This is a genomic window from Staphylococcus hsinchuensis, from assembly GCF_038789205.1.
GTDB classification, from domain to species: domain Bacteria; phylum Bacillota; class Bacilli; order Staphylococcales; family Staphylococcaceae; genus Staphylococcus; species Staphylococcus hsinchuensis.
This window is the reverse complement of record NZ_CP128355.1, coordinates 986173-1000018: the sequence shown is the minus strand read 5'-3', so window position 1 is coordinate 1000018 and position 13846 is coordinate 986173. Positions and strand designations below refer to the sequence as shown.

The 13846-nt window shown below is 34.0% G+C and carries 12 protein-coding genes; all 12 read right to left on the bottom strand.

Annotation, left to right across the window (positions count from 1 at the left end; translation table 11 throughout):
- Position 1 precedes the first annotated feature (1 nt).
- The gene (gene dhaL / locus QQM35_RS04950; RefSeq protein ID WP_251518843.1) at positions 2-577 is read right to left on the bottom strand and encodes a dihydroxyacetone kinase subunit DhaL; all 576 of its coding nucleotides are present in this window, start codon (positions 575-577) and stop codon (positions 2-4) included.
- A gap of 24 nt (positions 578-601) precedes the next feature.
- A complete protein-coding gene (dhaK, locus tag QQM35_RS04945; protein WP_251518841.1) occupies positions 602-1567 on the bottom strand; it encodes a dihydroxyacetone kinase subunit DhaK in 966 nt (321 codons plus the stop codon).
- A 174-nt stretch (positions 1568-1741) separates the two neighbouring features.
- Positions 1742-2758 (bottom strand): FecCD family ABC transporter permease, encoded by a 1017-nt coding sequence (locus QQM35_RS04940; RefSeq protein ID WP_251518839.1) that lies wholly within the window; start codon positions 2756-2758, stop codon positions 1742-1744.
- Positions 2755-3753 (bottom strand): FecCD family ABC transporter permease, encoded by a 999-nt coding sequence (locus QQM35_RS04935; protein ID WP_251518837.1) that lies wholly within the window; start codon positions 3751-3753, stop codon positions 2755-2757. The genes QQM35_RS04940 and QQM35_RS04935 overlap by 4 nt, the downstream gene beginning before the upstream one ends.
- A 10-nt stretch (positions 3754-3763) precedes the next feature.
- The gene (locus QQM35_RS04930; protein ID WP_251943352.1) at positions 3764-4567 is read right to left on the bottom strand and encodes an ABC transporter ATP-binding protein; all 804 of its coding nucleotides are present in this window, start codon (positions 4565-4567) and stop codon (positions 3764-3766) included.
- Between the two features lie 265 nt (positions 4568-4832).
- A complete protein-coding gene (locus tag QQM35_RS04925) occupies positions 4833-5669 on the bottom strand; it encodes a YitT family protein (RefSeq protein WP_251518833.1) in 837 nt (278 codons plus the stop codon).
- Between the two features lie 474 nt (positions 5670-6143).
- Complete coding sequence (locus QQM35_RS04920; protein ID WP_251518831.1) at positions 6144-7376, bottom strand: NupC/NupG family nucleoside CNT transporter; 1233 nt, start codon at positions 7374-7376, stop codon at positions 6144-6146.
- 270 nt (positions 7377-7646) lie between these two features.
- Positions 7647-9365 carry an ABC transporter ATP-binding protein gene (locus QQM35_RS04915; protein ID WP_342610584.1) on the bottom strand — a complete coding sequence of 573 codons (1719 nt, stop codon included), beginning with the start codon at positions 9363-9365 and terminating at the stop codon, positions 7647-7649.
- A gap of 605 nt (positions 9366-9970) precedes the next feature.
- The gene (gene tagD, locus QQM35_RS04910) at positions 9971-10369 is read right to left on the bottom strand and encodes a glycerol-3-phosphate cytidylyltransferase (protein ID WP_251518829.1); all 399 of its coding nucleotides are present in this window, start codon (positions 10367-10369) and stop codon (positions 9971-9973) included.
- Positions 10370-10461: 92 nt separating this feature from the next.
- The gene (locus QQM35_RS04905; protein ID WP_342610567.1) at positions 10462-11520 is read right to left on the bottom strand and encodes a glycosyltransferase family 2 protein; all 1059 of its coding nucleotides are present in this window, start codon (positions 11518-11520) and stop codon (positions 10462-10464) included.
- Positions 11517-12608, bottom strand: a complete 1092-nt coding sequence (gene tarB, locus QQM35_RS04900; RefSeq protein ID WP_251518825.1) for a teichoic acid glycerol-phosphate primase TarB — start codon at positions 12606-12608, stop codon at positions 11517-11519. Before tarB ends, QQM35_RS04905 begins: the two co-directional genes overlap by 4 nt.
- A 203-nt stretch (positions 12609-12811) precedes the next feature.
- On the bottom strand, positions 12812-13612 hold the full coding sequence (locus QQM35_RS04895) for an ABC transporter permease (protein WP_251518823.1): 801 nt from the start codon (positions 13610-13612) through the stop codon (positions 12812-12814).
- Positions 13613-13846 lie beyond the last annotated feature (234 nt).

The window sequence follows — 13846 nt, the reverse complement described above, 5'->3', positions numbered from 1 at the left end:
TTTATTCATCTCCTATTAAAGCATTTAATATATAAACGCTACTTTGTGCGCCCGGATCAATGTGACCTTTTGATTCTTCTTTAAAGTACGAAGCTCGACCTTTCGTTGCTTCGATATCTTTGGTTTGGTCAGCAAATGATTGTAAGATTGATTCATTTACCGTCTCACCATTTTTCAAAGCATTATTTGTCCGTTCAATTACATCGAACATTGTCTTTTCGTTAAGTTCAACTTTCCCTCTTTGCGCTACCGCTTCGGAAAATGCATTTACTATTTCACCGAGATTATCGTGGTCAATCTCTTCGGCTACGACTTGAGACATCTTTACAAAGCTAAAACCGTACAACGGCCCTGAAGCTCCACCAATATTTGACATTAAAGTCATGCCAGTCGATTTAAATAAAGCTTGCATTGAACTATCATCAATTTTATCAGGTAAAGCTTTAAAACCACGTACCATGTTTACACCATGATCGCCATCACCAATCGCTCGATCTAAATCTATTAATAATGTTTCTTTCTCTTCAAATATTTTTACTAGACCTAATAATTGTTCTTTAACTTGTGCTACGTTCATTTATCATCACTCCTAGAATAAATACTAATTAAAATAAGGACTTGCAGTTGGAGCAGTCAGTGCTTTACTTAGCGTCTCTTCATAAGGCATTAAGGTAACTGACAAGCCTTGCATATCTAATGAAGTCATAAAGTCACCGACGAACCAATGCCCTACTTCAACATTTTGTTGTTCAAATACTTGTGCAATGTATTTAACGGCTATACTGAGCTCAGACTGCGGGGTGCCGCCCATACCATTCACCATGACGATTAATTTATTAGCGCTCACTTCTTTTTGCAATGCATCAATGAGTTGATCTACAATTTGATCTACAGTTTGAATTTTTGTTCTAGAGATACCTCTTTCTCCATGAATACCTATACCAATTTCCATTTCATCGTCATCAATATCAAAACCATATTGACCTGTAGTTGGCACCATAGGAGCTGTTAAAGCCATACCAATCGATTTGATTTGAGGTAAATAGTGTTCGACACGTGACTGAATTTCATCTAATGTATAACCTTCATCAGCTAAATAGCCAGCAATTTTATGAACAAACACAGTACCAGCTACACCTCTGCGTTTCTCTGTATCAGTAACTGCTATATCATCTTTAACAATGACTGTAGCGACTTTGATATCTTCCATTTCAGCCATTTCTTGTGCCATCTCGAAGTTCATAACATCACCAGCATAATTTTTAACAACGAGAAGGACACCATCACCATTGTCTACTGCTTTGATTGCATTTAATATTTTATCTGGTGTTGGAGAGGTAAAGACTTCCCCACATACAGCAGCATCTAACATGCCTTCAGCTACATACCCTGCATGTGCAGGTTCATGTCCACTACCGCCTCCCGATACAATTGCGACACCTTTATCTTTTTTATTCTTTTTCACGACAATCGTTTCGTCTTTAATTTCTAATTGTGGATTTGCTATTGAAAGACCTTTTAGCATATCGGCTAAAAAGTGTGTTTTCTCATTTATTAGTTTTTTCATTGTAGACGCCTCCTAAATAACCTTCCAACTATAGTATACCCGCACAACAAATGTAAACGCTATCATAAAGCTATAAAAATAATCAGGAGATCAGATGATTATTGGTTAGTTGGACAATGTTATGCATGTTCTCAATAATATCTTAATCTCCTGAAAGTCTTTAAAAATTTTTTATTAAACCGATTTTGTTTTGTACATTAAATATAAGAAATAAGGTGCACCGATAATTGCTACAATAATACCTGCTGGAATACCTGATGGCTGTAATATAACCTTACCTACTGTATCGGATAATACTAATAAAAATGCACCTAACAGAACAGATAGTGGTAAGAATAATTGATGACGTGGACCGACAATTGACTTCGCAATATGTGGTCCCATCAGTCCGATAAAGCCTATTGCTCCTGCAACTGAAACGGCTGTAGAAGATAAAATGACTGCAACAATTAATAACACTATACGTTCTCGTTCTATTTTAACGCCTACACCTTTAGCAATATGTGGGTGTGTATTTAATAAATTAAGCACATTCGATTTAAGTAATAAAAATGGAATGAGAACAATTACCCATGGTAAAAATGCAATCACAAATGACCACTCGTCACCCCATATATTACCTGCATACCAAGAAGCGATAAACTCAGATTGATCTTTATCGAACTTAGACATTAATGTAAGTGACCCACCACTTAACGCTGCAGCCATTCCGACACCAACGAGCACCATACTCGCTGGTGTAATACCGCTTCTTTGATTATAACTAAACGCAAAGATGACTAAAGCCGTTACAATTCCACCTATTGTACTGATAATTGGTAACACATAAATAAAACTATCTGCATTCACTTGGCCAATCATGATAAAGAGTGCGATAAAAAATCCACTACCGGCATTAATACCTAGAATACCAGGTTCAGCTAATGGATTACGTGTAACACTTTGAAGGATGGCGCCACTCATCGCTAATGCTGCTCCAGCTAATATTGTAATAAGCATACGTGGCATTCTAAATTGAAGTAATATGAGGGAATCTGTATATTCACCAAATCCAAATAGTGTTTTAAAGAATGTACCGACAGACATTTTATAATCTCCTGCAGTCATACTCCATGCACATGCTAATAATATTAAAATAACTACAATGGCCATACTTATCCATTGTTTATATTTTAACTTTGGATCTATCATGAGAATCGCCCTCTCTTTTTAACTAAATATAAGAAATAAGGCAATCCTATAAATGAAATCATTGCACCTACAGGGGCTTCGCCTAACAGACGTGCTAACGTATCAGCAACAAGCATGAGTAAACCTCCAACCACAGCTGTTAAAGGAATAACACGTGAATAGTCTGTACCAATTAAATAACGTACTATGTGAGGCACCATTAAACCAATAAAAGCTATTTGCCCGACCATGGCTACAGCGATACCTGCTAAGATCATTGAAATGATTAATGTTACAGCACGTGTTACGGCAACATTTTGCCCTAACCCTTTCGCTAATGTTTCACCTAAATTAAGTATCGTGAGTTGCTTACTCATCGCAACGATGATAACAAGCGAAACGAGAATGATTGGTGTCGCCCAGATCAATTGATTCCATGTCGTACCAGATACCCCGCCCGAACTCCAAAAGTTCAAGTTTTGATTTAATCTAAATAGTAATGCTATACCTTGGCTCAATGCCGTTAATAACGCACTGACAGCTGCACCAGCTAAAATGATTCTCATCGGATTAAAGCCATCACTTCTTGATCTTCCGATGATTAAAACGATGAGCCCACCAATTAATGCGCCTAAAAATCCTGCCAACATCATTACTAAGAACGGTGCGCTTGGATAAAACGCATACGTTAGTGCCAACATAAAAGAAGCCCCCGAGTTCAATCCTATTAAACTCGGGTCAGCTAAACCATTCTTTGTCACGCCTTGAATGACAGCACCAGAAGTAGCTAATGCAACACCAACGAGTATAGCGCCAATATCTCTTGGTACCCTTATTTCACTAATTATATTATGTTGTTGGTTACTTGATTTGTAATTAAAAATGGCATCAAAGATTGTTGAAATATGAACTTTAGCATCACCTAATAAAATAGAGACAATTAATGCTAAAAATAACAGTATGATACTAGTAGAAAATATAATAATGAAACGATGTTTTCCGTGGTCCTTTTCCATAGCTTAATACCTATACTTCCGAATAACTTTTCTTACATAAATCATATGTGACTAGCATCGGTTTACCAGTTCTTGGATCTGTACTAATTTCAACATCGATGTTAAATACTTTTTCAAGGATTTCTTTCGTTAATACCTCTTCTGTATCGCCGCTCGCAATAATGTCGCCATCTTTCATCGTTACGAGATAGTCTGAGAAGCGTACTGCTTGGTTAATATCATGTAATACCATAATGATTGTACAACCTTGTTGTTCATTCAATTGTGTAATTAATTCTAAGATTTCTAATTGATGAGAAATATCTAAATATGTTGTAGGTTCATCTAAAAAGATAATGTCAGTACGTTGGGCAAGTGCCATCGCAATCCACACGCGTTGACGTTGTCCACCACTCAGATCATTAATTGAACGGTGTTTAAATTCAAAAGTTCCTGTCACTGACATGGCCCAATCTATTTCTTTTTTATCTTCTGCAGATAAACGTCCAAATCCTTTTTGATGTGGAAATCGACCATATGACACGAGTTCTCCAACAGTTAGCCCATCTGCAACTTCTGGAGATTGTGGTAAAATCGCGATTTTCTTTGCAATGTCTTTCGTAGACTGTGCATGCAACGATTCCCCGTCAAGATTAATTTCACCATTTTTTATTGGAAGTAATCTCGACATAGCTTTCAGTAAAGTTGATTTCCCACAACCATTCGGTCCAATAATTGAGGTGATCTTCCCATCTGGTATTTGAACATCTAAATTGTTTACGATGTCATTATCACCATAGCCAATTGTTATATTTTCTCCGTTTAATCGACTCATAAATACCCTTCTTCCTTTAGTTCAAAATTCATTTCCCTTAACAACGAATCATCTATGTTTTGTTTATATATTTAAATTAAGTAATTTATCGTCTTTCGTAAATGATAATCATTATCATGGATGTTATTATAACATTTTTGAAATAAATTGACTATCGATTGTTCATAATTAGTTGTTTATCCACCATATAAATAACCCCACACAATGATTTATAATTTAAATCATTGTGTGGGGTTTACTTTTCAATAATACTAATATGGTTCGATTAATGTTCTTCCATTAAGAATCCATTTCCATATACATCACGTACATCGTGAATAACAAGGAAAGCATTTTCGTCTATGCCTTTTATTAATCTTTTCGCTCTTGTAACTTGCGTCTTCGTTATCACGACATAAAGAATATCTTTTTCTTCTTGTGAGAAGTACCCTCTACCTTGGAGTATCGTTAACCCTCTTCCTACTTGTTGATCAATCACATCTGCAATTTCATCAGGTTTACTAGAAATGATTGTAATAGCTTTCTTCGTATTCAAACCTTCTATGACAAAGTCCATTACTTTTGTACCAATGTATAATGAAATAATCGTAACTAATGCACTCGCAATTGGAATAACTGTCATAGAGATGGCAACGACGATTAAATCAAAGAATAGCAATGCATACGGTGTACTTACGTCTAAATATTTTGCAGCGATTTTCGCTAAAATTGTAGTACCCGCAGTAGTTCCTCCGGCAAGCACGATAATTCCAATGCCTAAACCAACACATAAACCACCAAATACAGCATTCACTAAAATATTTCCTGTTTCAATGTGCCAACTACCTGTTAGCTCTAGAAAAAGTGATATCAAAATAGTAGCAACGATTGTAAGATACATACTACGTTTACTCAAATATCTATATCCTACAGCTATAAGTATTGCATTTAGCACAAAGTTCGTAATACCAGGAGATAAGTGAAAGGCATAATATAGTACAATCGCTAAACCGGTCACTCCTCCTTCACCTAAATCAGCGGAAATAATGAATGTATTGACCCCCGCAGCAAAAATAAATGACCCAATAAAAATATAGATTAAATCACGAATTGTTTTATTCACCTTCACTACCCCCTTTATTAAGTTCAGTCATAACAAATGTTAGCAAATATTTCCTATTTCTACAACTTCGCTTACAACAATTTAAAATATTCTGAATTTTCCATTTACTTAAAAGAGTAAATTTGCTATAATAATATGCATCTTCTTAATGAAGAATAAGAAGATATCTCCTTTGTGTTGTTTATAGTCACAAACAAATTTTTTTGCTCGGTATATTGATAGTACCTAGTCCTTGCTATCAATTATACTTTTAATTCATTTCCCGTAAAAACCAAGTGGATGAAGATAGCTCTGTCACTTCATTTACTTGGTATTTTTTTGGATAAAGGGAGTGGAACAGAAATCGAATTTTCTAATAAAGATTTCGTAGTCCCATAAATTGACAAAGAGTCTAAGACAACTATTTTGTCTCAGACTCCTACAATTATTATTCATTAAATTATGTCTATAGTTAAAACGTTAATTTCCTCATACTTACCACGCAAATAAACCTACAAAACCTGCTGTCATCAGTGAAACGAGAATACCAGCAAGTAACATCATCGGTACGTATTTCGCTACAAAGTCAGATGTCTTTTGATCAACAATACCTTTTAATGTGCCGACAATCATACCAATAGTTGAGAAGTTAGCAAATGAAACTAAGAATGTCGTTATAATTGCTCGTCTGTGTGCTGAATATGAATCAATGTGTTTCGATATTTCACCCATGACTACAAATTCGTTCGTTACAATCTTCTTCGACATTTGTTGTGCTACATGCCAAGCTTCATCAAACGGTAAACCTAATAATAATGCAAATGGATACATAAAAGCACCTAATATTTGATCTAGACCAAAGCTACCTTTAATGTGCATTAAATGTGCGATACCACCAGTAATTAAATGGATCAAACGATCGATTAAATCAGATAATGCAACAAAACTAATGACGAAAGCGATGATGATTAATATTAATTTACCTGCATTCAATACTGAATCTCCTAAAAATGAGAAGAACGGTTGACGCTCTATTTCGTTGTTGCGAATACTGTAAATAACATCTTCTTTGTCCTCTAATGAAATTGGATTTAAAATTGAAGCAATGATAATTGCGTTAATAATATTTAATGGAATTGCAGTCAACACTAAATCGCCTGGTACCATCGTTACATAAGCACCAACAATTGCCCCAGATACTGAACTCATTGACATCATTGCTATTGTTAAGACACGCGCTTCATTAATACGCTTTAATTGCTCGTTAGATACTGCTAGAGCTTCGGTGTTACCTAGGAACATCATTTCAATACCGAAGAACGATTCAAACTTAGGCTGACGCGTAACCTTAGCAAGCACCCAACCAATACCACCAATGATTTTAGGTAAAATATTGAAATACATCAAAATATCAAACAATGGGACAACTAATAAAATTGGAAATAAAGCACTTACTGCCATATCCATTTGACCACCAGGCTTAACCCAACTAGAAAATGCAAAACCTGTACCAGCATGTGCTGATTCAATCCCCCACGCAATTGCATTGGCTAAACCGTGTACAGCTGCCTTCCCCCATGGAAAGTAAATTAAAAACCACGCTAACACTAAATTCACTAATACAAGTATACCGACTGAACCCCATTGGATGTTCTTTTTATTTCTTGAACATAAAACTGCTATACCTAGAAACACAAATAACCCAATGATATTAATCAACAAAAACATTCTACACCCACCAATTCATATAAATTCAAGTATGTAATGTGTTCTATCAGAATTCCCAAAAGTACACGATAGTTACATGAATAATCGAGATCATTCACAAACAATTCGTTGAACGCACTACAACTTCTATAATTTACAATAATTATAGCATGACTGTACTTTTGAGAAAATAACATTTTTAAAGTTCGTTTATACATATATTTAATAAAAAAACTCAATGAAAATGTACGGAATTATACATTTCCATTGAGTTAAGATCAATTGATTAAATTAATCTGTTAAGTTTTGTGTTGAAACAAATTGTTGATACTTTTCGTGCGTTTCCATTAAATATTGATGCGTACCTTTACCAGTAACTTTACCGCCATCAATAAATATAATTTGTTGTGCTTTTTTAATCGTTGATAATCTATGTGCGATAACAACAGTCGTACGATCTTCCATTAACACTTCTAACGCATCTTGTATTTTACGCTCACTCTCACTATCTAAATTAGCTGTCGCTTCATCTAGCAGTAAGATATCTGGGTTTTTCACGAAACTGCGTGCGATATCGATACGTTGACGTTGTCCACCTGAAAGTTTCAAGCCACGTTCACCAACAACTGTATCGTACCCCTCATCAAACTCTTGGATAAAGTCATGACAATTCGCAAGTTTTGTATAAAGTATCAATTCTTTATCTGTTACTTCTCTATTAATTCCATAAAGAATATTGTCTCGAATTGTACCGTTCATCAATGAATTTGATTGCATAACATAGCCAATCTTTCTTCTCCAATCAGCTAATGTTAAATCGTATATGGATTTACCACCATATGTAATTTGTCCACGTTCAATTTCGTACATACGTTCAATAATGTTGAATATCGTACTCTTACCTGAACCAGATGGTCCAACAAATGCGGTCACTTTATTCGTTGGAATTTTAAAAGACACATCTGACAGTACAGGCGAATCATCATATTTGAAATCTACTTTATTAAACACTAAACTGCCATCTCGAATATTACGTTGTTTCTGCACATCCAATGGCTCAGTAGGTTCAAGCATGATTTCGAAGATTCGACTACTTGCACCGACAGAACGTCTATAATCCGTAACGAGTGTTGATAAATTAATTAACGGTGCAGACAACTGAATGACATAGAATATCATCGCTATTAATGTACCGGCAGAAATCGCACCAGTTGAAATTTCAATTGCTCCGAATCCTAAAATGATTGCGACCGTTAATAGCATGATTAAACCTGAAATCGGTTGAATAATCGCAGTGATTTTAGCTTGCTTTAAACCGAGATGATAAATTTCTTTCAAGTTTCTATGCGCATTATCTAATTCCAATTGCTCCGTATTTGAAACTTTTACAAGTCGCATTTCTGTTAACACACGACCTAATAAACCACTGAAATTCGCAATTTCTGTTTGCGTATTCATTGATACTTTCTGCATTTTCTTACCGAGTGGCATCATTATCGCTACGAAGATTGGAACTGCCACAAATGTTAGCAACGTCATCTTCCAATCCATTATAAATAGCATGATGAGAGAGCCAATAATTGTTAAGACTGATGGTAATAAGTTTGGTAATTTTTGTGAAATAAAGACATTAATTACTTTCGTATCATCAGTCAAACGACTCATTAACTGACCACTTTCATTTTTATCGAAGAAAGGCATCTTTAAATGGATGATATGTCTCCATAATACAGAACGTATATCATAAATAATCTTCTCACCGATTTTACTTAATAAGTATAATCCTAGACCGCTAAGTACAGCATTAAGTATGAATACTCCGATAAATCCTACAATAAACATCCAATTAATGTTTTCTAATGAGAATTTATCTACCAATTTACCTGTGAAAAATGGTACAACGAGTCCTGTTAAACTGCCTAATGAAGAGATTAAAACTGCGATAATAATCAATCCAACAGGCCATTTCAATCTCTTTAATAAGTAAAATAATGGATTTCCATGTTTCACTGTTCGTTTCATTGTGTCTTTCATTATGAGTTACCTCTTCCAGAAAATATTTTTACTGACTCAATTTTTGCAACTATGATGCACAACTCAAAGTTATATTATGCGCTCAAATCATATTTGCAACAATAAAAAAACAATGTGTATATGTATGCTATAAAGCCATATACACATTTGTAAAAGTTGTAATTATATCTCTAATCAAAAAAATTGGGCAAAATCATCCGAACTATAGAACGCATTATTTAATTTATTATGCGAACAAACAAAATTGATTAAGTCGCACCTGCCACACTTTAAAATCAATGTGACATTATATATGTATAAAAAATTAATGCAGACGATATAATATGCATCTGCTCATTAATATTATTATAACACCTTTAACTCACTAGAATATAGTGAAAGCTTTCTCAAATTATCTTCTTTTGTTAAAAACCAACATTGCTACTATATCATCTCACTAATAAAATGAATAGCGCGACACTATGTGCATATATAAATCTTTCCATTTAAGTTATTTTATAGAAGGAAACCAAAATAAAAAACCTATGTCACTGAACTGATAGTACAGTAACATAGGTTCATAAATTTTCGTCAATGAGTAATTATTTAGCGCCATCTCCGTAAAGTTCTTTCTTAATTTTCGTAGTTGAAATACCTTCCGTACGATTTAAGTAAACCACTTCACATTTATCTTTAAGAAAGTCAAACTCACCTTCCCAATCATGACCCATTACAAATTTATCAATTTCATAACGGTCAACATCTTTTTCTTTTTGACCCCAACCATTTTCTGGGATTACAAGATCGACAAAGCGAATTGACTCTAACATGATTTTACGTTGTTCATAATTGTAATATGATTTTTTATTTTTAATACGGTTAAATTCGTCTGTTGAAAGTGCCACGATTAAATAGTCACCCATTTCACGCGCACGTCTTAACAATTCGATATGGCCATAATGTAACAAATCATACGTTCCATAAGTGATTACACGTTTCATTTGTTTATCTCCTTTACATAAAATTAAACTAAAATTTACATTTTTAAAGATTATAGCACATCGAAATCAAGTTTTCGAATATTCTTATTGATTTATTTTCTCAAATATTTTTTTAAAGTCGTTTCACCTTTATATTTCGCGCGTTTAGGTAAGGCATTAGCTTTAAATAAAACATATTTCGGTCTTCCGATACCGACGCTAATTAATGTACTTCTCCATTGATCATAAAGTGCTTTATTCCAATTTTTTGTGCCTTGTTCAACCACTTTCACTATTCTGAACATAGCGTCACCATCATAGTCAGTCTTCTGCATCTCGTTAATATAATTGATGACCGTGTTCAACGTCGCTTGAGTCAGCTTTTCATGTTCTGTTAGATACGCTTGAATTAAATAGCTCACGATGAGTTCATCCATGCGATAACTATAATATAGTCTTGCCTCTCTTAAATGTAATTGATCCATGACACTTGATCTCACCTTAATCGCATCTTTCATATATGCGTCGAAATGTTGTTGACGATTGTATGTCACTGAATCAATTTGTTCATTATATCCGTAAACGACGTCTGGTAACAATTGAATATCGCGTGCCTTTTTATAAAGTTGCACCATAAATTCATGTTCTTCACAGAATACGATATCTTCATTAAAACGCTCACCGGCAAAACGTGCGTTAAACATTTTCGCACCTGGTCCGATAGATTGCAGTATCGCTGGGCACTGTGAAAAATTAACTTTATCTTCCTTTTGAATATCACGATGTGTAGGAATCGCAGTCCAAGTGCCATATACATCTCTAGCTAACTGACCTAAGACAATATCTACATTTTCATCTGATAAATAATAATCTGCCATATAATCGATGCGACTTGTCAAAAATTCATCATCTGCATCTAAAAACATAAATACGTCACCAGTGATCAATTCTAAACCTTTATTTCTACTTGCAGCTGCACCTTTGTTCGTTTGATTAACAATCACCATGTTTGAATATTCTTTACGTAATTGTTCTAATACTTGTTGACTATTATCTGTTGAACCATCATTGATACAAATAATTTCGTGATCATGCTTCGTGTCGATTGATTTTATTGCTCTTTGAATCGTTTGTGCTGCGTTGTATACGGGAACGATAATTGATATTTTCATGATTTCACCATACCCTCTATATATTTTATAATTTGAGTTAAACTGTTGTCGTTATTGAACTGGTGCCATTCTTTGAAAATAGGTTGTAGTGTATTTTCTTTGTATTTTAGTTTCTGTATCATATCATGTTCATTATACACTTTATAGTGAGAAGGTGTTTGGTAATAAAATCTATTTAATCCTCGTTCAGCTTCATATTGCGCTTCATCATATACGTATAACAATGTTGGTTTATTAAGGTAACTCGCTTCAATTGCGAGAGAACTATAATCACTAATAACAACATCAGCCATAATTAATAGAGATTGTATATCTAGTGAACTATCATTCACATCAGTGATGGCAGGATGTAATTTACTTAATAATGTATAATTAGGCAGTTCTTGTTCGAAGTGCTCCTTATTAATCACGCGATTGCTTTGATGATTTTCACGATATGTTGGTACGTATAAAGCAACCTTCCCTCGAATATTATAGTGTGATTTTAATTCTTGCTGTCTTTGTTTAATATCGATGTTTTTATATTTAACCAGACGTGGTAGACCTAATGTTAAAAATTGATGTTCTTTTGCTCCAAATGATTCCTTAAAGCAAATTGACATCGCTGGACCGCCGATTAAATATTTATCAGTCGCATCATAAACACGTTTATACTGTGCTACTTTTTTTGAGTTTGATAAGTCTACTTGATGATCTGTCAAACCAAAATTTTTCAAGGCGCCTGAAGCATGCCACGTTTGAAGTACTGTCTGGCCAGCTTTTTTATGAAATGCACCTAACATTAAATAGTACGTATCTACAATAATCACTTTCGCTTGGCTTAGGGCTTGAATGTGTTTAAAAACGTATTTATTACCCGCCGTAATGTAAGTAACATCTTCTAAATGCTTAATATATTTTCGTTTCTCTTCTTTACCGATGACCGTTATACGATAGCCTTTTTTATATAAAGCTTCAATTAAAGGCAATACATCTTCAACAAACGTCATCATGACGACTACGTTATCATTTTCAACCTTTTTCTTACTAAATAATATATTTAAGAAATGTATGAACCATAAATACATTTTCTTTATGATTTGTCTCAAATCTTTCACCGTCCACATCACGTATATTTGTGCTTTTTGCAAGTGACTAACTACAATCTGTTACTTTTTATACAAACGCAATTTAAATCCATAATGTATAAGCGTTTATTTATTCCTAAATATAGACTAAGCCTGAGACATATTTTCTATCTCAGGCTATTTTTTCTATCTACTTAATTTAAAACGTTTAAAGCAGGCACTTATTACATAAAGTCTGCAAAGTGATCTCTATAACGCATGTGCATAAAGGCACCAACAACAAACATAAACAAGATAAAACCTACATTATATAATGTTAACTCCCAGTGAGTGATGAAATACCATTCTTTATGCAATACCGCTGCACGATATGCTTCCGCTAGGTAATATATTGGATTAAACTGCATGACTTGCTTTACGATGCCATCTGGCGGAACGATCAAGATAGATGACGCAAAGAATACCATACGCATTAATGCTTGAATCGCTTGTTGAGTATCTCTTACTAGCACACCTAATGTGGAAGTAAATAAGGCGATAGACGTGGTTAATACTAATGCCATTGGTACATAAATTAATAATTGTAATGTATAAATAGATGGATAAAACCCACCAATCATACAGAGAATCATGACAATTGCTAACAATCCAAGATGTCCATAGAACCGACTCATAACAATATAAGTAGGTACAATAGATAACGGGAAATTCATCTTCGAGACTTGATTATACTTAGTGGCTATTGATTTTGTCCCTTCTAAAACGCCCTGGTTGATGAAAAACCACATACTAATACCAACAAGCAACCAATAAATAAATGGCACGCCATCAATTGGACCATTACTTCTAATACCTAATCCGAACACAAACCAATAAACTAATATTTGTAGAGCAGGATTGATCAATTCCCACGCCATTCCTAAGTAGTTATTCGTATTTGAAATCTTTACTTGGAATTGTGCTAACCTTTGAATAAGATAAAAATTTCTAAAATGCTCTTTAAAAACTACCCAAACTGCATTCATTTATATAAACCACACTTTCAATCAATAGACTATCTTTTTGCTAAATAAATACTTTTAATTTCAAAATGCAATGCGCCACTTATTTAAGAGCTTTATATTTTCATTACTTACAAGTATGATGATCATCATATCAATCAAATTTATTTTTATAGTTGATTTTATTTCTCATATTCAGTAAAATTTAAAAACTGTATTTGCTCTATAACTTTAAATTATATTTACCAACTTTACAAT

Excerpts from the sequence above, each read along its gene's own strand:
- tagD (WP_251518829.1), bottom strand. The coding sequence starts at position 10,369 with ATGAAACGTGTAATCACTTATGGAACGTATGATTTGTTACATTATGGC.
- dhaK (WP_251518841.1), bottom strand. The coding sequence starts at position 1,567 with ATGAAAAAACTAATAAATGAGAAAACACACTTTTTAGCCGATATGCTA.
- QQM35_RS04940 (WP_251518839.1), bottom strand. The coding sequence starts at position 2,758 with ATGATAGATCCAAAGTTAAAATATAAACAATGGATAAGTATGGCCATT.
- QQM35_RS04930 (WP_251943352.1), bottom strand. The coding sequence starts at position 4,567 with ATGAGTCGATTAAACGGAGAAAATATAACAATTGGCTATGGTGATAAT.
- QQM35_RS04895 (WP_251518823.1), bottom strand. The coding sequence starts at position 13,612 with ATGAATGCAGTTTGGGTAGTTTTTAAAGAGCATTTTAGAAATTTTTAT.
- QQM35_RS04905 (WP_342610567.1), bottom strand. The coding sequence starts at position 11,520 with ATGAAAATATCAATTATCGTTCCCGTATACAACGCAGCACAAACGATT.
- dhaL (WP_251518843.1), bottom strand. The coding sequence starts at position 577 with ATGAACGTAGCACAAGTTAAAGAACAATTATTAGGTCTAGTAAAAATA.
- QQM35_RS04920 (WP_251518831.1), bottom strand. The coding sequence starts at position 7,376 with ATGTTTTTGTTGATTAATATCATTGGGTTATTTGTGTTTCTAGGTATA.
- QQM35_RS04935 (WP_251518837.1), bottom strand. The coding sequence starts at position 3,753 with ATGGAAAAGGACCACGGAAAACATCGTTTCATTATTATATTTTCTACT.